General features: G+C 64.5%; 17 protein-coding genes, 1 tRNA gene and 1 pseudogene. 5 read left to right on the forward strand and 14 right to left on the reverse strand.

What is annotated here, in order from left to right:
* Window positions 1-119 precede the first annotated feature (119 nt).
* The 9 genes from trpA to aroA form a co-directional block, all read right to left on the reverse strand.
* Window positions 120-956 carry a tryptophan synthase subunit alpha gene (trpA, locus tag ABIB91_RS31955; RefSeq protein WP_354170388.1) on the reverse strand — a complete coding sequence of 279 codons (837 nt, stop codon included), beginning with the start codon at window positions 954-956 and terminating at the stop codon, window positions 120-122.
* The gene (gene trpB / locus ABIB91_RS31960; protein WP_063992182.1) at window positions 953-2,170 is read right to left on the reverse strand and encodes a tryptophan synthase subunit beta; all 1,218 of its coding nucleotides are present in this window, start codon (window positions 2,168-2,170) and stop codon (window positions 953-955) included. Before trpB ends, trpA begins: the two co-directional genes overlap by 4 nt.
* The gene (locus tag ABIB91_RS31965; RefSeq protein ID WP_354170385.1) at window positions 2,167-2,838 is read right to left on the reverse strand and encodes a phosphoribosylanthranilate isomerase; all 672 of its coding nucleotides are present in this window, start codon (window positions 2,836-2,838) and stop codon (window positions 2,167-2,169) included. Before ABIB91_RS31965 ends, trpB begins: the two co-directional genes overlap by 4 nt.
* Before the next feature lie 81 nt (window positions 2,839-2,919).
* Window positions 2,920-3,312: a lipopolysaccharide assembly protein LapA domain-containing protein gene (locus tag ABIB91_RS31970; RefSeq protein WP_354170383.1), complete on the reverse strand. Its 393-nt coding sequence runs from the start codon at window positions 3,310-3,312 to the stop codon at window positions 2,920-2,922.
* Between the two features lie 71 nt (window positions 3,313-3,383).
* Window positions 3,384-3,689, reverse strand: coding sequence for an integration host factor subunit beta (locus ABIB91_RS31975; RefSeq protein ID WP_007598410.1), 306 nt, complete (start codon window positions 3,687-3,689; stop codon window positions 3,384-3,386).
* Between the two features lie 171 nt (window positions 3,690-3,860).
* Window positions 3,861-4,841, reverse strand: a complete 981-nt coding sequence (sppA, locus tag ABIB91_RS31980) for a signal peptide peptidase SppA (RefSeq protein ID WP_354170381.1) — start codon at window positions 4,839-4,841, stop codon at window positions 3,861-3,863.
* A 265-nt stretch (window positions 4,842-5,106) separates the two neighbouring features.
* Window positions 5,107-6,813, reverse strand: a complete 1,707-nt coding sequence (gene rpsA / locus ABIB91_RS31985; RefSeq protein ID WP_007598413.1) for a 30S ribosomal protein S1 — start codon at window positions 6,811-6,813, stop codon at window positions 5,107-5,109.
* Window positions 6,814-7,080: 267 nt separating this feature from the next.
* Window positions 7,081-7,719: a (d)CMP kinase gene (gene cmk, locus ABIB91_RS31990; RefSeq protein ID WP_007598415.1), complete on the reverse strand. Its 639-nt coding sequence runs from the start codon at window positions 7,717-7,719 to the stop codon at window positions 7,081-7,083.
* The gene (aroA, locus tag ABIB91_RS31995; RefSeq protein WP_354170378.1) at window positions 7,716-9,053 is read right to left on the reverse strand and encodes a 3-phosphoshikimate 1-carboxyvinyltransferase; all 1,338 of its coding nucleotides are present in this window, start codon (window positions 9,051-9,053) and stop codon (window positions 7,716-7,718) included. Before aroA ends, cmk begins: the two co-directional genes overlap by 4 nt.
* Window positions 9,054-9,225: 172 nt before the next feature.
* On the opposite strand from aroA, the gene ABIB91_RS32000 reads away from it, so the two are divergent.
* From ABIB91_RS32000 to ABIB91_RS32010, 3 genes and pseudogenes are all read left to right on the forward strand, one after another.
* The gene (locus ABIB91_RS32000) at window positions 9,226-9,636 is read left to right on the forward strand and encodes a TIGR02300 family protein (RefSeq protein ID WP_007598417.1); all 411 of its coding nucleotides are present in this window, start codon (window positions 9,226-9,228) and stop codon (window positions 9,634-9,636) included.
* Window positions 9,637-9,702: 66 nt separating this feature from the next.
* Window positions 9,703-9,778, forward strand: a tRNA-Ala gene (locus tag ABIB91_RS32005).
* Between the two features lie 235 nt (window positions 9,779-10,013).
* Window positions 10,014-10,255 (forward strand): annotated as a pseudogene (locus ABIB91_RS32010) (GIY-YIG nuclease family protein).
* Between the two features lie 16 nt (window positions 10,256-10,271).
* Here the strand turns inward: ABIB91_RS32010 and ABIB91_RS32015 are convergent.
* Window positions 10,272-10,733, reverse strand: a complete 462-nt coding sequence (locus ABIB91_RS32015; protein ID WP_354170376.1) for a MarR family winged helix-turn-helix transcriptional regulator — start codon at window positions 10,731-10,733, stop codon at window positions 10,272-10,274.
* Window positions 10,734-10,887: 154 nt separating this feature from the next.
* Between ABIB91_RS32015 and ABIB91_RS32020 the strand changes: the two genes are divergently transcribed.
* Entirely contained in the window at window positions 10,888-11,313 is a 426-nt protein-coding gene (locus ABIB91_RS32020; protein WP_007598424.1) for an organic hydroperoxide resistance protein, read from the forward strand.
* A gap of 174 nt (window positions 11,314-11,487) precedes the next feature.
* The gene (locus ABIB91_RS32025) at window positions 11,488-12,705 is read left to right on the forward strand and encodes a CaiB/BaiF CoA transferase family protein (protein ID WP_354170374.1); all 1,218 of its coding nucleotides are present in this window, start codon (window positions 11,488-11,490) and stop codon (window positions 12,703-12,705) included.
* Window positions 12,706-12,732: 27 nt separating this feature from the next.
* On the opposite strand, the gene ABIB91_RS32030 is transcribed toward ABIB91_RS32025, so the two are convergent.
* Genes ABIB91_RS32030 through ABIB91_RS32045 form a run of 4 tightly spaced genes read right to left on the reverse strand, consistent with a single transcriptional unit; the run spans window position 12,733 to window position 16,340 of the window.
* Entirely contained in the window at window positions 12,733-13,857 is a 1,125-nt protein-coding gene (locus tag ABIB91_RS32030; RefSeq protein ID WP_354170372.1) for a hypothetical protein, read from the reverse strand.
* A gap of 28 nt (window positions 13,858-13,885) precedes the next feature.
* Window positions 13,886-15,190, reverse strand: coding sequence for an ATP-dependent protease ATPase subunit HslU (gene hslU / locus ABIB91_RS32035; RefSeq protein WP_354170370.1), 1,305 nt, complete (start codon window positions 15,188-15,190; stop codon window positions 13,886-13,888).
* Between the two features lie 50 nt (window positions 15,191-15,240).
* The gene (locus ABIB91_RS32040; RefSeq protein ID WP_354170368.1) at window positions 15,241-15,858 is read right to left on the reverse strand and encodes a DUF2585 domain-containing protein; all 618 of its coding nucleotides are present in this window, start codon (window positions 15,856-15,858) and stop codon (window positions 15,241-15,243) included.
* Window positions 15,855-16,340, reverse strand: a complete 486-nt coding sequence (locus tag ABIB91_RS32045; RefSeq protein WP_354170366.1) for a GNAT family N-acetyltransferase — start codon at window positions 16,338-16,340, stop codon at window positions 15,855-15,857. Before ABIB91_RS32045 ends, ABIB91_RS32040 begins: the two co-directional genes overlap by 4 nt.
* Between the last annotated feature and the right edge of the window lie 227 nt (window positions 16,341-16,567).

Raw genomic sequence — 16,567 nt, forward strand, 5'->3', positions numbered from 1 at the left:
ATCCCGCCTGGGGACCGCCTGAAGAGATATATGGCGGCCGGGACCCGGCCCGGCAAGCCGCCGTATCGTCGGCCTTGCTCGTCGGACTTGCTCGCCGGACTTGGCAGCGGAATTGTGGCCTATTCCGCCGCCTGTTGCGCGCCTTTGACGCCCTGGGCGAGTGCCGCCGTCAGCTCCGCGACGGCGTTGACGGTCTTGCCGGTGGCGCGCCCGTCCGCATCGAGGCTGTTCTTGAGGGCGTCGACCAGCGCGGTACCGACCACGGCGCCATTGGCATGCGAGGCGATTGCGCGGGCATTCTCCGGCGTGCGGATACCGAAGCCGACGCAGACCGGCAGCTCGGTGTGCCGCTTGATGCGGATAACGGCCTCGCCGACGGCGGAGGCGTCCGCAGCCGCCGCACCGGTGATGCCGGTAATCGCGACGTAGTAGACAAAGCCCGAGGTGTTGGCGAGCACGGCCGGCAGGCGCTTGTCGTCGGTGGTCGGCGTCGCCAGGCGGATGAAATTAAGGCCGGCCTTCATCGCGGGCAGGCAGAGCTCGTCGTCCTCTTCCGGCGGCAAATCGACGATGATGAGGCCGTCGATGCCGGCGGCTTTCGCATCGACCAGGAATTTGTCGACGCCGTAGATGTAGATCGGGTTGTAGTAGCCCATCAGCACGATCGGCGTCGTGTTGTCGTCCTTGCGGAAGCCGCGCACGAGATCGAGCGTCTTCTTCAGCGTCATGCCGGCCTTGAGCGCGCGCAGACCTGCCGCCTGGATCGACGGGCCGTCGGCCATCGGGTCGGTGAAGGGCATGCCGAGCTCGATCACGTCGGCGCCCGCCTTCGGCAGCGCCTTGATGATCTCGAGCGAGGTCGCCGGATCGGGATCGCCGGCCATCACGAAGGTGACGAAGGCCGCGCGGCCGGCTTTCTTCAGCTCGGCGAAACGGGTGTCGATACGCGTGGTCACTTGCTCTTGCCCCTCAGGATGTCGCCGACCTGCGGGACGTCCTTGTCGCCGCGGCCGGAGAGGTTGACGACCATCAGGTGATCTTTTGTCCGCTTCGGCGCCAGCTCCATCACCTTGGCGATGGCATGTGCCGGTTCGAGCGCGGGGATGATGCCTTCCAGCTTTGACAGCAGCTGGAACGCTGCGAGCGCCTCGTCGTCGGTCGCGGAGAGATAGTTCACGCGGCCGATCTCGTGCAGCCAGGAGTGCTCGGGGCCGATGCCGGGATAGTCGAGGCCGGCGGAGATCGAATGCGCGTCCTGGATCTGGCCGTCCGCGTCCATCAGGAGATAGGTGCGGTTGCCGTGCAGCACGCCGGGACGGCCGCCCGCGATCGATGCCGCATGCAGTTGCGTCAGCCCGTGGCCCGCAGCTTCGACGCCGAAGATCTCGACGGTGGAATCGTCGAGAAACGGATGAAACAGGCCCATCGCGTTGGAGCCGCCGCCGATGCAGGCGACCAGCGAGTCCGGCAGCCGGCCTTCGATCTCCTGCATCTGCGCCTTGGTCTCGTTGCCGATGATCGACTGGAAGTCGCGCACCAGCGTCGGATAGGGATGCGGACCGGCGACCGTGCCGATGCAGTAGAAGGTGTTGTGCACGTTGGTGACCCAGTCGCGCAGCGCCTCGTTCATGGCGTCCTTCAGCGTGCGCGTGCCCGACTGCACCGGGACCACCGTTGCGCCCAGCATCTCCATGCGGATGACGTTGGGCTGCTGCCGCTCGACGTCGACGGCGCCCATATAGACGATGCATTCCAAGCCGAAGCGCGCACACAGCGTCGCGGTGGCGACACCGTGCTGGCCGGCACCGGTCTCGGCGATGATGCGCTTCTTGCCCATCCGCCGCGCCAGCATGATCTGGCCGAGCACGTTGTTCACCTTGTGCGAGCCGGTGTGGTTGAGTTCTTCACGCTTGAGATAGATTTTGGCGCCGCCGAGATGCTCGGTGAGACGCTCGGCAAAATAGAGCGGCGAGGGCCGGCCGACATAATTCTTGAGATAGCCGTTCATCTCGATCTGGAAGGCCGGATCGGCCTTGGCCTCGGTGTAGGCTTTCTCCAGATCGAGGATCAGCGGCATCAGGGTTTCGGCGACGAAGCGTCCGCCGAAAATACCGAAATGGCCGCGCTCGTCGGGACCGCTGCGATAGGAATTGGGTTTTACAACATTCATCGGACGCTCAACTCTTGACTTGCATCTTGGCTTGCGCGCGCGGCGCGAATGAAGGCCTTGATCATCTCGGGGTCCTTCACGCCCGGGGCGCTCTCGACACCGGAGGAGACGTCGACACCACCGGCTCGGGTGACGCGAACGGCTTCGGCCACGTTGTCGGCGCTGAGGCCGCCCGAGACCATATACGGCAACGCGAGCTCCAGGTTTCCGAGCAGATGCCAATCGAACGGTTCACCGAGGCCGCCCGGCCGCGTCGCGTCCTTCGGTGCGCGCGCGTCGAACAGGATGCGTTCGGCAACCTCTGCGTAGCCGGGCAGCACGGCGAGATCGGCTGACGTTGCGACCGGCACGACCTTCATCACCGGGCGACCGAACCGCTGCTTGATGTCGCGCAGCCGCGCCACGCTCTCCGTCCCATGAAGCTGGAAAATGTCCGGCGACAGCGCGTCCATGATGTTGTCGAGCGTGGCGTCGTCGGCATCGACGGTGAGGGCGACCTTGAGCGCGCGCCGCTTCACCTGCCGGCCGAGCCCCCGGCCGGCTTCCAGCGACAAATGCCGCGGCGACGGCGGGAAGAACACGAAGCCCACCATGTCGGCACCCGCCTCGAGCGCCGTTTCGAGCGTCTCGGGCGTGGACAGGCCGCAGATTTTGACGAGCAGGGACATGTTCTCGACGGATATGGGCTCAAGGCAAATGGAGGCCGCAGGTCCGCGGCCGGAAAACGGGCTTTTCGGTTGCGGCCGCTTCTACAACGTCGCGCGCTGCTTGTCTCGCCCGACGGGCCCGTAAAGCCCCACCCCGGAGGGAACGGAGAGGCGCTGGGACTCGGGCCTTGCTGCGGCCGCCTGGGCCCGCAGATCGGCCAGCTCGCCTCGCGCGGCCCGGGCATCCGCGTCATGCCGGCGCGCCGCACGCCGCCAGTGCCGCTGGCCGAACCAGACGGCACAGCCGCCCGCGAGGACCCCGAGCGCGGCCACCACGATCAGGAGCAGGAACAGCGGCAGCGTGACCGAGAATGACGGGTCGTTGGAAACGAAGGGATCGAACGAGACCGTGACGAAATGCCGGTTGGCGACGGCAAAGATCATCAGGATCAGGCCCAGCGGAATCACGACCAGCGCGGTCAGGAATTTTCGCATCTCGGCTCGCTCGCCTTGAATCAAAGTTGCGGCCGCATCGGTGGCGACCGCCGGAAACCCTGAGGTGGACCTCAGTCTGGCGCGCCTGGATCCGGATGGTCGCGATTCAGCCGTTCGCGCATTTCCTTGCCGGTCTTGAAGAACGGAACGCTCTTCTGATCGACAGGCACATGGGCGCCGGTGCGCGGATTGCGCCCTGCGCGTGCAGGGCGATGCTTGACCGAGAAGGCACCGAAGCCGCGCAACTCGACGCGGTCACCGCGCGCGAGAGCCGCTACGATCTCTTCGAGAATCGCATTCACAATGTTCTCGACATCCCGCTGGTACAGATGCGGGTTGTGCTCGGCGATACGCTGAACAAGTTCGGATTTGATCATCGAGAGATAGGACCCGGGAGCGTGCGGACGACCATTTCCGTGAAAATACCGTGATCTGTCAAGACGCTAAATGAAGGTTGAGCGTCGTGAAAATACGTGACAAATGCCAAAAAAGCAGGCTGGCCCTGCACGCGCCGAACGGGAAAAACCTCCGGGGCTCGCCCGGTTCCGTCAGTTCGACGCCGCCGGCTGCCACAAGGCGAGCATTCCATCCATTCCGAGCCGATCGACCGCCTGTGCGACGCCGGTTTGTCCGATTTGATGCGCAATCGAGCCTAAACCCAGTGCTTCCAGCGTCACTGCGGCCGCCGTCTTGAGGAACGGCAGATCGCTGAAGCGCGGCTGCAGCTTGTAATCGCGCACGGAGAGCCCCTTCTTGACGCCCTTCTGCTCGACCAGCCAGGTCACGGCGGTCTTCTCGTCGCCGATCTGGTCGATCAGCTTGAGATCGATCGCCTGGCGTCCGGTGAAGACACGGCCATCAACCACTTTCTCGAGCTGCGTGTCATCCATGCCACGCCGGTCCTTCACCAATCCCTTGAACCAGGCATAGGAATCCTTCACCAGCGCATCGAGCGCGGCCCGCGCCTCGGGGCTGGTTGGCTCGAAACCGTTGGGCGCGGCCTTCAGCGGCGTGGACTTCACCTCCTCGACCTTGACGCCGACGGTCTTCAACAGCTCCGAGACGTTCGGAAACTGGAACAGCACGCCGATCGAGCCGACCAGCGAGCTCTGCTGGGCGATGATGTGATCGCTGGCGATCGCGGTGATGTAGCCGCCGGAGGCGGCGAGGCCTTCGACGACCACGACGAGAGGCTTCTTCGCCTTCAGACTCACAAGCGAATCGTAAAGCTGCTCGGAGCCGGCGGTGGTGCCGCCCGGCGAGTTGATGTGGACGATGACGGCGGCAGCCTGCGAATTCTCCAGCCGCTCGAGCGCCTGCGTGCGATCGGAATCGCTGCGGATCAGGCCCTCGATCTGGACCCGCGCGATCGAGCCGGCGGAGGCGAACGTGCCGCGCGCGCCCGGCGTCGCAACCAGCGCGAAGCCTGCGATCGCCGCGATCGCGATCAGCGCGGCCAAGACGCGCCAGAACGTCAGCTTGCGGCGGATCCTGCGGCGATCGACGATGATGTCCGAATCGAGCGACATCTCAATATCTCCAGATGAAAGGTTAGGCGCGTTGTGCCGTCGCAGCGTCACCATTGGCTTATCTGGATACATCAATTGCGGCGCAATTAGAAGAAAACAAGGCCGGTAGCGGCGTAGCCCGGATGGAGCGCAAGCGTAATCCGGGGTTCTCGCCTCACGGAGAGGCTTTCCCGGATTGCGCTTCGCTCCATCCGGGCTACGACCTCAACAACAAAAAAGCCCCGGCTCGCGCCGGGGCTTTGATGCAGCGAAACCTGCGTTTCGCTTACTTAGTGTCGCGGTTCTTGAGCGCGGTGCCGAGAATGTCGCCAAGCGTCGCCCCCGAATCGGAGGAGCCATACTGCGCGATGGCTTCCTTCTCTTCGGCGACTTCGAGGGCCTTGATCGACACCTGGACCTTGCGGGCCTTCTTGTCGAACTGGATCACGCGGGCATCGACCTTCTCGCCGACGGCAAAGCGTTCGGCGCGCTGATCGTTGCGGTCACGGGCGAGCTCCGAGCGCTTCACGAACGTGGTGAAATCGGTACCGGTGATCTTCACCTCGATGCCGCTCTCCTTCACGTCGATCACTTCGCAGGTCACGACAGCGCCCTTCTTGACATCGCCCGGCTCGGCGAAGGGGTCGCCTTCGAGCTGCTTGATACCAAGCGAGATGCGCTCCTTCTCGACGTCCACATCGAGCACCACGGCCTTCACCATGTCGCCCTTCTTGTAGTTGTCGATCACCTGCTCGCCCGGCTGCTTCCAGTCGAGGTCGGAGAGATGGACCATGCCGTCGACGTCGCCCTCGAGGCCCAGGAACAGACCGAACTCGGTCTTGTTCTTGACCTCGCCCTCGACCGTCGAACCGGTCGGGTGACCTTCGACGAAGACCTCCCACGGGTTACGCATGGTCTGCTTGAGGCCGAGCGAGATGCGGCGCTTGACGGAATCGACTTCGAGCACCTGCACTTCGACTTCCTGCGAGGTCGAAACGATCTTGCCGGGGTGCATGTTCTTCTTGGTCCACGACATCTCGGAGACGTGGATCAGGCCTTCGATGCCCGGCTCGAGCTCGACGAACGCGCCGTAGTCGGTGATGTTGGTGACGCGACCGGTGAAGCGGGCACCCAGCGGGTACTTGGCTTCGATGCCCTGCCACGGATCGTCCAACAGCTGCTTCATGCCCAGCGAGATGCGGTGCGTCTCGTGGTTGATCTTGATGATCTTGACCTTCACGGTCTGGCCGATCGAGAGCACCTCGGTCGGATGGTTGACGCGGCGCCACGCGATATCGGTGACGTGCAGCAGACCGTCGATGCCGCCGAGATCAACGAACGCACCGTAGTCGGTGATGTTCTTGACCACGCCGTCGATGACCTGACCCTCTTCGAGGTTCTGCACCAGCTCCTGGCGCTGCTCGGCGCGGGTCTCTTCGAGAACCGTGCGGCGGGACACGACGATGTTGCCGCGGCGGCGGTCCATCTTGAGGATCTGGAACGGCTGCGAGTTGTTCATCAGCGGCGCAACGTCGCGGATCGGACGGATGTCGACCTGCGAACGCGGCAGGAAGGCCACGGCACCGTCGAGGTCGACGGTGAAGCCGCCCTTGACCTGGTTGAAGATGACGCCGTTGACCTTCTCGTTGTTCTGGAAGGCCTTCTCGAGCTTGCCCCAGCTCTCTTCGCGGCGCGCCTTGTCGCGCGACAGCACGGCTTCGCCGAGGGCGTTCTCGATCCGGTCGAGGAACACTTCCACCTCGTCGCCGACCTTGAGCTCGCTGTCACGGCCGGGGCCGGAAAATTCGCGGAGGGCAACGCGGCCCTCGGTCTTCAGGCCGACGTCGATGACGGCCATGTCCTTTTCGATTGCAACAACCTTGCCCTTGATGACTGAGCTTTCCTGCAGGTTGCCGCCTGCGAAGGACTCGTCGAGCATCGCGGCGAAATCGTCGCGCGACGGGCTATAGGTATCAGCAGAAGTCGAAGCCATTTGTTCTCCAGTTGCGGATGTCATGCCGGCCGTTGGGTTCTTGGGCGCATCGTACGCGCAGTGTCGGAAGGTCCGCAGAACCTTCGAGCGACCGCTCGCTGCTCCGACCTGGAGGGCGGAACAGCGGAAGCGGGCCGGCTGAGGCCCGCGCGTACGATACGTGGAAATCTTTTGTCCGGAGCCTGGATCGCGTCGGCCCCAAGCAGGGACCGAGAGTATCGACCTCAAAGAGCGGGAGCGGGCGCTTCCTCCAATGACGGCAGCGGCTTAACCCCGCGACCGGCCCGCTCGGACGGCCTCGATAATGTCGATGGCGGCCCGGACGCCGCCTTCTATATCCAGTTGGGAGTTATCTAGCAAGTAAGCATCCGCGGCCGGCTTCAGGGGCGCGATCGCCCGGTTCTTGTCGCGTTCGTCGCGCTGGATGATGTCGGCGAGTACGGCGGCCTCATCGGCCTCCTCACCCCTCGCCTTGGCCTCCATGGTCCGGCGGCGGGCGCGGACTTTGGGATCGGCGACGACGAAGATCTTCACGTCGGCATGGGGGCAGATCACGGTTCCAATATCCCGCCCATCGAGCACGGCGCCCGGCGGATCGGCGGCGAATTGCCGCTGAAAACTGATCAGGGCTTCGCGCACCCTTGGGATCGCCGAGACGATGGAGGCGCCCTCGCCGGCCTTCTGGGTCTTCAGGGCGGGATTGCCGAACTTTTCGGGATCGAGTTCCAGCGCCGCAGCGACCGCCGCCGCCTCGTCCCGGAGATCATGACCCGACTGCATCAGGGAATAGGCCACCGCGCGATAGATCACGCCGGTATCAAGATGACGGTAGCCGTAATGGTGAGCGAGGCGCTTGCCGAGCGTGCCCTTGCCCGACGCCGCGGGCCCGTCGATGGCGATGATCATGAAAAATCGGCCCCAAGCGAACGCATCATCGGAATGAAATCCGGAAAACTGGTGGCGATGAAGGCGGTGTCATCGACGGTCACCGGCTGGTCGGAGGCGCAGCCCATCACCAGCGCGGACATCGCGATGCGATGGTCCATGTGGGTGGCCACAACGCCGCCGCCGGGAACGTGGCCGCGGCCTTCGACGATCAAATCGTCGCCGGAGACCTCGACCTTGACGCCGTTGACGCGGAGCATGGCGGCGGTGGCTTCGAGACGGTCGGATTCCTTGACGCGCAGCTCCTGGAGGCCGCGCATGATGGTCGTGCCCTCGGCGAAGGCGGCCGCCACCGCCAGCACCAAATATTCGTCGATCATCGACGGTGCGCGCTCCGGCGGCACCTCCACACCGCGCAATTTCGAGGCGCGTACGCGCAGCTTCGCCATCGGCTCGCCGGCGTCGCCGCGAACTTCACTTTCCTCGATCGAGGCACCCATTTCGCGCAGCGTGGTGAAAAGACCGGTCCGCAGCGGATTGGTCATGACATCAGACAGGATGATTTCGGAGCCTTCGACGATCAGCGCGGCAACGATGGGGAACGCCGCCGATGAGGGATCGGCGGGCACGACGACATTGGCGCCATGCAACTCCGGCTGCCCCAAGAGCGTGACACGGCGGCCGTGCTGACCTTCCCGCACCGAGGTGATCTCGGCGCCGAAATGCTTGAGCATAAGCTCGGTGTGGTCGCGGCTGGCCTCGGTCTCGATGACCGTGGTGATGCCGGGCGCGGCCAGGCCCGCGAGCAGCACGGCGGATTTGATCTGCGCCGAGGCGACCGGGGTCTTGTAGGTGATCGGCAGCGGATCGCGCGCACCCTGGACCGTCAGCGGCAGACGGCCGCCCTCGCCGCCGGCGACGACCTTCGCGCCCATCTTTTCCAGCGGGTCCAGAATCCGGCGCATGGGCCGGGTGCGCAGCGAGGCATCGCCGTCGAAAATCGCAGAGATCGGGCAGCCGGCGACGGCGCCCATGACGAGCCGGCAGCCGGTGCCGGAGTTGCCGAAATCCAGCGGCGCTTTGGGCTCCGCGAAGCCTGCGACACCCACGCCGTCGACTTTCCAGGCGAAATCTCCGGTGCGCTCGACCCTGGCGCCAAGCGCCTGCATGGATTTGGCGGTGTTAAGGACGTCCTCGCCCTCCAGGAGGCCCGAAATCCGTGTCTCTCCGACCGCGAGCGCGCCGAGGATGAGGGCACGGTGGGAGATCGACTTGTCTCCGGGCACCCGTACTTTCCCGGTCAGGGGACCGCTGGCGCGCGACTGGAGCGGCGTCGGCTTGTCGGAATCGGTCAAGTTTGTGTCCTTGGATAGGCCCGAAACGTCCCTGCGGGACTCGCGGGGCAGGTACCACACGGTCTCCCCGCCGTCACGGGCATGTCGTTCTCCCGTAATGCGCTATTGACAGCGGGCCGCCAACTAGCCAAGTGAAGCACCGCTTTTCAGACATTTCCAGGATTCCTCTGCCGTGGCCAAGTCCGAACTCGGAACTAAACGTATTTGCCCGACCACGGGCAAAAAGTTCTATGACCTCAACAAGAATCCGGTGATCTCGCCCTATACCGGAGAAGTCGTGCCGATCGCGCCAATCGCGCCGGCGCGCGCGCCCCGCGGCGCCGAAGCCCGCCACGCAGCCGCTGCCGCCGACGCCACGCCGGAGCCGGCGGAGGTCGAGGAGGTCTCGCTCGAGGAGGCCGATGCCGAGGAGAACACCGGCAAGGTCAAGGCCGTCGTGCCCGAATCCGAGGACGACATCGAAGTCGATGAGACCATCGAGGACGATGACGACGATGATTCGACCTTTATCGCCGACGACGAAGAGGGCGATGAGGACGTCACCGACATCATTGGTGATGTCGGCGGTGACGAAGAGACTTGAGATAATTCCAGAACTGTGGTTCTGGGTCTTTCCCGATGCGTCGCCCAAGGCGCGTCGGACGGTTAAGGGGCCATAGCTCAGCTGGGAGAGCGCTTGCATGGCATGCAAGAGGTCGGCGGTTCGATCCCGCCTGGCTCCACCACGCTTCGCCCTTCGGGCTACGCGTGGCGCAGCCGCGCACAGCCCGAAGGGCGAAGCGTGGTGTCCGGCGAAGCCCGAAGGGCGAAGACGGACTGGTGAGATTCCTACGCCTTAAGGCTACGCGTGGCGCAGCCGCGCACAGCGCGAAGGGCGAAGCGTGGTGTCCGGCGAAGCCCGAAGGGCGAAGACGGGCTGGTGAGATTCCCACGCAGCGGCTGCCCAGGCGATAATCGTCAATGTGGTACGTCTACATCCTCCGCAGCATCGAATTTCCCGAGCAGGAATACGTTGGGGCCACGGAAAATCTGAAGCGCCGGATTCCAGAGCACAATGCTGGCAAATCCACCCACACGCCAAGTTCAAGCCTTGGAAGCTGATCTGGTACTGCGCCTTCCGTGACAAGTACAAAGCGCTCGCTTTTGAAGCGTACCTGAAGTCTCACTCCGGCCGGGCCTTCACAAAGAAGCGGCTGTCCTAAGAGCGCACCTCTTCCCCTACTCCCCGATCACCGCATTCAACCGGTCCCTCAGCGCCACAATCTCATCCTTCATCGCGACCAGTTCCGAGACCGAGCAGTCCGACGCCGCCAGGATCGATTGCGGCACGGCGCGCGCCTTGTCCTTCAGGGCCTGGCCCTGCGCCGTCAACGCGATCAGCACCTGACGTTCGTCTTCGCTCGATCGGGTGCGCTTGACGAGGTGGGCCGCCTCGAGCCGCTTGAGCAGCGGCGTCAGCGTGCCCGAATCCAGGTGCAGCTTTTCGCCGATGTCCTTGACCGGCACGTCGTCGCGCTCCCACAGCACCAGCATCACCAGATATTGCGGATAGGTCAGGCCGAGCCGGTCCAGCAGCGGCTTGTAGACGCGGTTGAAGGCGTGCGCGGCCGAATAGACCGCGAAGCAGATCTGGTTGTCGAGGCGCAGCGGCGCGTCCGCTGCCGAATGTTTCCGGGGCATGGAGAATCTCACAGGACTTGCTTCCATTCTGGGGCCGGCCGTCGCCACATTCAATTGCGAACAATTAAATGTGAGGCGCCATAATTTCAATTGCGCGCAATATAATTGTTTGCAATAAGGATCGCACCCCACCCGAACACACAGGGAGACGAAAATGTCAGTGAACGTCCTCTACAAGACCAGCGCAAAGGCCACCGGCGGCCGCGACGGCCATGCTGCGACCCTCGACGGCGCGCTCGACGTCAAGCTCACCACGCCGAAGGAGCTCGGCGGCGGAGGCGGCGCGGGCAACAATCCCGAGCAGCTGTTTGCGGCCGGCTATGCCGCCTGCTTCATCGGCGCGATGAAGTTCGTGTCCTCGCAGGGCGGCCCCAAGGTTCCGGCCGACGCCTCCGTGACCTCGACCGTCGGCATCGGTCCGCGCGCGGCCGGCGGCTTCGGTCTCGACATCGACCTTGCCGTCTCGTTGCCGGGCCTCGCCCGCGCGGAAGCCGAGGCGCTGGTCGAGAAGGCGCACCAGGTGTGCCCGTATTCCAACGCGACGCGCGGCAATGTCGACGTTCGCCTGACGGTCGTCTGATCGGTTCGGTGAAGCGGCTGGCCCGGGATCCCTCTCGGGCCAGCCGCTTCCCTTGATTTGCCATCCCGCGGGATTGCGGCGACCGCCTGCATGACGCCCTACGCGGGAAGCCATTGCCGGCTCGGACGAACCTCGTTAGGCCTGTGATCACATCGACACAGGGGACGCGAAGGCATGACTGAAGCCGCCAGTTCTGGAGCCGCCACGGGCGCAATGAGCGGCCTGCGCGTCATCGATCTCACGCGCGTGCTCGGCGGGCCCTATTGCACCCAGATCCTCGCCGACCATGGCGCCGACGTGATCAAGGTCGAGCCGCCCGCAGGCGACGAGGTGCGCGACTGGGGCCCTCCCTTCCACGACGAAGACGCAGCCTATTTCATCGGCATCAACCGCAACAAGCGCTCGATCGGCCTCGATCTCGCCTCCGAGGGCGGCCGGACCGTGCTGCTCAAGATGCTGGAGAGCGCCGACGTCCTGATCGAGAATTTCAAGCCGGGCACGCTGGAGAAATGGGGCATCGGCAACGAGGTGCTGCGCGAAAAATTTCCGCGCCTCGTGCATTGCCGGATCTGCGGCTTCGGCGCCGACGGTCCCCGCGGCGGCAATCCCGGCTATGACGCCATCATCCAGGCCATGACCGGCATGATCGCGGCGACCGGCTCGCCCGAGAGCGGGCCGATGCGGATCGGCGTGCCGCTGGTCGACATCGGCACCGGCCTCTATGCGGCGATCGGCATCTTGATGGCGTTGTCGGAGCGGCAGCGCTCGGGCCAGGGCCAGTTCCTGGAGACCACGCTGTACGAGACCGGCCTTGCCATCATGCATCCGCACACCGCGAATTATTTCATGCATGGCAAGCCGCCGGCGCTCACCGGCAACGAGCATCCCAACCTCGTGCCCTATGCGATCTTCCCGACCAAGACCGACAACATCTTCATCGGCGTCGGTAATGACGGCACCTTCCGCAAGCTCGCCAAGGAGATCGGCAAGCCCGAGCTCGGCAGCGATCCGCGCTTTGCGCGCAACAAGGACCGCATCGCCAATCGCGAGGCGCTGCGGGCCGAGCTCGCCGCCGTGTTCAGCCAGCACGAGGCCGAGCCGCTGTGCAATCGCCTGCTCGCTGCGGGCCTGCCCGCAGGCCCCGTGCAGAAGATCGACCAAGCGTTGACCAACCCGCACACGATCGCGCGCGGCGATATCATCGAGAAGGATTGGTACAAGGGCGTGGCATCCCCGATCCGGCTCGATCGCAGCAAGCCAAGCCTGCGTCGCCTGCCGCCGAAATTCAGCCAGCACGCCGCCGAGGTGCTGGGCGAGTTCGGCTACTCCAGGTCCGAGATCGACGCGATGGTCGAGCAGGGCACGGTCTGCGGACCCGAGCGCAAGCGCTGAGATAAGGCGAAGATCGAGCTTCACCGTCTAAAACGGCCGGACGATTCCGACGCGCGGGATCAGCGTAAGGATCAGGCCGAAGATATTCGTCTTCTGATCCTCCGCCCGAATCAGCGGCGTCTCGCGTGCGGCGGGCAGCATCTTCACCGCGTGCAGGATCAGGAACATGCAGACCGCCCAGTTCGAGATCCAGCGCGAATAGTCGAACACCATCGCGAACATCACGAGGCAGGCGAGGCTGACGCCGGCAAGCGCCGCGATCACCAGACGCCGATGCGTGTCGTTTGCCAGCGCGCCGATAAGGTTTGCAAAATAACGCCACAGCGGTGTGTGCAGCCAGATCAGCAGCGCGAACACGGGCACGCCGAGGATGTTGTGGGGCAGGCGGCCCCAGGTGTCGGAAATCTCCTTCGCCAGCGGCTGATACCAGATGTAGGCAAACTGCAGCAGGTCGGCCCGCGCGGGATCGGCCATCCGGCTCTTCAGATAGGCGGCGAAATCCGCCTCCGGGATCGGCATCGTTCCCCAAAATTGCGCGACGAAGAACAGCGTGGAGACGGCAAGCAGGGCAACGACGCCGAACGCGACGTTGGTGCGATCGCAGCCCTGCGTCAGATAGTGCCTGATCACGACGATGGTGATGATGGTCGGCACATACATCAGGAGATGGATGTGGTGGATCAGGACGAGAGCGATCGAGAACAGCGCAGCTAGCGCCACGAACAGCAGCGAGCCGGCGGGCACCAGCAGCAGGATGATCGCCAGCGCGCAGCCATAGATGTCGAAATGGCCGAGCGTGTGCATGAAGTTCTTGAGGAAGAACGGCGAGCCCGCGATGAAGACGAACAGCGGCAATGTCTTCGTGGTGAAGCCGAACGTCTTCTGAAATAGTCTTGCGTACAGTCCCAGCGTCACCAGCCATGTCGCGCCGCCGAGCGCGAACACCAGCCATACCGGCACCTTGTCGATGAACAGCGCGACGATCGCCCCGATCAGCGCGCGCTTGATGAAGCCGAAATGGTAGTCGACGAGGAGGTGGATGTAGGGGACGTAAGGCGGCAGCTGGATCTTGTGAACAAAGACGCCGACGATGACCGCCGCGTTGATCGCGAGCAGGACGCGCCAGGGGTTTTGCAGGATGCGTGCGGTCACGCCGCATCCATAGCGCGGCCGCCCGGAATTACAAAATGAACCGGCTCAAATCCGCGTTCTTGGCGAGGTCGCCGACGTGCTTCTGGACGAAATCGGCGTCGACCCTGACGGTCTCGCCGCTGCGGTCGGGGGCGGTGAAAGAGATCTCGTCCAGCACCCGCTCCATGACGGTCTGCAGCCGTCGCGCGCCGATGTTCTCGACGGTGGAATTCACGGCGACCGCGACGTCCGCAAGTGCGTCGATGGCGTTGTCGGTGATGTCGAGCGTGACGCCCTCGGTCTGCATCAGCGCGACATATTGCTTGATCAGCGAAGCCTCTGGCTCGGTCAGGATGCGACGCATGTCGTCGCGGGTCAGCGCCTGCAGCTCGACGCGGATCGGCAGGCGGCCCTGCAGTTCCGGCAACAGGTCGGACGGCTTTGCGACGTGGAAGGCGCCGGAGGCAATGAACAGGATGTGGTCGGTCTTCACCGCGCCGTGCTTGGTCGAGACCGTGGTGCCCTCGATCAGCGGCAGCAAGTCGCGCTGCACGCCCTCGCGCGAGACGTCGCCGCCGGCGCGGCCTTCGCGGGCGCAGATCTTGTCGATCTCGTCCAGGAACACGATGCCGTTGTTCTCGACCGCGCTGATCGCCTCCATCGTCAACTGATCGCTGTCGAGCAGCTTGTCGGATTCCTCGTTGATGAGGATCTCGTGCGAGCTCTCCACCGTCAGCCGCCGCGTCTTGCTGCGTCCGCCGAGCTTGCCGAAGATGTCGCCGATCGAGACTGCGCCCATCTGCGCCCCAGGCATGCCCGGGATCTCGAACATCGGAAAGCCGCTGCCGCCGCCTTGCGTCTCGACCTCGATTTCCTTGTCGTTGAGCTCGCCCGCGCGCAGCTTCTTGCGGAAGGAGTCCCGCGTTGCCGCGCTGGAATTGGCGCCGACCAGGGCGTCGAGCACACGCTCCTCGGCGGCGAGCTGCGCACGTGCCTGCACGTCTTTGCGCTTGCGCTCGCGGACCTGGGCAATCGCGACCTCGACGAGATCGCGCACGATCTGCTCGACGTCGCGGCCGACATAGCCGACCTCGGTGAATTTCGTCGCCTCGACCTTCAGGAACGGCGCGTTGGCAAGCTTGGCGAGCCGCCGCGCGATCTCGGTCTTGCCGACGCCGGTGGGGCCGATCATCAAAATGTTCTTCGGCAGCACCTCTTCGCGCAAGGAGCCTTCGAGCTGCTGCCGCCGCCAGCGGTTGCGCAGCGCGATCGAGACGGCGCGCTTGGCATCGGCCTGGCCGACGATGAAACGGTCGAGTTCGGAAACGATTTCGCGGGGAGAAAAGTCTGTCATGGGACCTTAGCTAGGGACAGATGCGGGGTGGGACAAGCCGCTTTTTTGCGTCAGATGATCGGCGGGCCCGATTGCCATTGTTTCACGGCCTCGATCGGATGGATCAGCATCAGGATATTGAGCGTCAGATTGTCGCGAATATGGAGCGCCAGCATGATTTCGAAGGCGAGCCCGAGCAGGATGGTCACCGATACAGGCAGCAGGCGCGCGGCGAGGAAGCCCAGCATCATGGACAGATTGTCAGAAACCGAATTGACGATGCTGTCGCCGAAATAATCCAGCGAGATCGTGCCGGCGCGGTAGCGTTCGATGATGAAAGGCGAGTTCTCGACGATCTCCCAGGCACCCTCGATCAGCATCGCGACGATCAGGCGCGCGGGCCAGGACAGAGACACGAATGGCAGGCGCGCGAACAGCAGCCAGGTCAGGCCATAGAACAGGAAGCCGTGCAGGATGTGCGAGAAACTGTACCAGTCGGCGATGTGTTGCGAATTTTCGGAGCTGTTCACCACGCCATGCCACAGCTTGACATAGCCGCAGGTGCAGATCGGCACCCGGCCCATCGCGAGCAGGATCGAGGCCTGCATCGCCAGCAGCAGCAGCGCGATGCCGACCCACGCGAGCGGTGGAAACGCGGCCCTGCTCTCATGCGTGGTTGCAAGGGTCATGGCTCGCGCACCATCAGGAGCGCCGGCCCGTCGGGCGTCTCGACCATGCGGTCGGGGACAAAGCCGGCCTTCTCATAGGCACGCACGGCGCGCGCGTTGAGCGGATCAGGATCAGTGACGATGCGGGGCAGCCCTTGCCGCAACTGCTCCTCGGCGAACTGGCGGATGAATGCCGAACCGTGCCCGCGCCCGATCATGTCGCTTTCGCCGATGAACTGGTCGATGCCACGGGTGCCCTCCGGTTGCGGCCCAAGACCCGTATTCCAGGCGGTCAGGCGGTAGCATTGAAGATAGCCGAACGGCTTGTCGCCGGCCAACACGATGAACTGGTCCATTGCGGGCTCATCGAGATCGCCGCTCACGAGGGCGAACTGCTCGTCCGGATCGCCCCACCATTCCCGGACATGTGCTTCGCGCAGCCATCGCCGGATCAGCGGCAGGTCAGCCGCGGTCATCGGGCGGAAGGTGTGGGCGGGGGTCATCTAGCGGCCAGGGCGGTGCGGCGCTCCCTCTCCCGCCTGCGGGAGAGGGTTGGGGAGAGGGTGTTTCCGCGATGGGACAGCCCCCAAGAGGACAGAACCCTCACCCGCGCCTTCGGCGCGACCTCGCCCGCCTGCGAGGGCTTTGCTTAATTGGCCGAGCGGGAGTGAGGCTCGATATGGGGTATTTTTTTGTGCGGCCTCGGATGGCGCGCGAACGCAGACGGTCT

The organism is Bradyrhizobium sp. JR4.3 (genome assembly GCF_040547695.1).
GTDB lineage: Bacteria > Pseudomonadota > Alphaproteobacteria > Rhizobiales > Xanthobacteraceae > Bradyrhizobium > Bradyrhizobium canariense.

What these genes read in the sequence shown, in the direction of transcription:
- ABIB91_RS32015 (WP_354170376.1), bottom strand. Translation starts at nt 10,733, where the DNA reads ATGCCCCGGAAACATTCGGCAGCGGACGCGCCGCTGCGCCTCGACAAC.
- cmk (WP_007598415.1), bottom strand. Translation starts at nt 7,719, where the DNA reads ATGATCATCGCCATCGACGGGCCCGCGGCGTCGGGCAAGGGCACGCTC.
- ABIB91_RS32040 (WP_354170368.1), bottom strand. Translation starts at nt 15,858, where the DNA reads ATGACCCTTGCAACCACGCATGAGAGCAGGGCCGCGTTTCCACCGCTC.
- hslU (WP_354170370.1), bottom strand. Translation starts at nt 15,190, where the DNA reads ATGACAGACTTTTCTCCCCGCGAAATCGTTTCCGAACTCGACCGTTTC.
- ABIB91_RS31965 (WP_354170385.1), bottom strand. Translation starts at nt 2,838, where the DNA reads ATGTCCCTGCTCGTCAAAATCTGCGGCCTGTCCACGCCCGAGACGCTC.
- ABIB91_RS31975 (WP_007598410.1), bottom strand. Translation starts at nt 3,689, where the DNA reads ATGATCAAATCCGAACTTGTTCAGCGTATCGCCGAGCACAACCCGCAT.
- ABIB91_RS32025 (WP_354170374.1), top strand. Translation starts at nt 11,488, where the DNA reads ATGACTGAAGCCGCCAGTTCTGGAGCCGCCACGGGCGCAATGAGCGGC.
- rpsA (WP_007598413.1), bottom strand. Translation starts at nt 6,813, where the DNA reads ATGGCTTCGACTTCTGCTGATACCTATAGCCCGTCGCGCGACGATTTC.
- ABIB91_RS31970 (WP_354170383.1), bottom strand. Translation starts at nt 3,312, where the DNA reads ATGCGAAAATTCCTGACCGCGCTGGTCGTGATTCCGCTGGGCCTGATC.
- ABIB91_RS32020 (WP_007598424.1), top strand. Translation starts at nt 10,888, where the DNA reads ATGTCAGTGAACGTCCTCTACAAGACCAGCGCAAAGGCCACCGGCGGC.
- sppA (WP_354170381.1), bottom strand. Translation starts at nt 4,841, where the DNA reads ATGTCGCTCGATTCGGACATCATCGTCGATCGCCGCAGGATCCGCCGC.
- ABIB91_RS32045 (WP_354170366.1), bottom strand. Translation starts at nt 16,340, where the DNA reads ATGACCCCCGCCCACACCTTCCGCCCGATGACCGCGGCTGACCTGCCG.
- trpB (WP_063992182.1), bottom strand. Translation starts at nt 2,170, where the DNA reads ATGAATGTTGTAAAACCCAATTCCTATCGCAGCGGTCCCGACGAGCGC.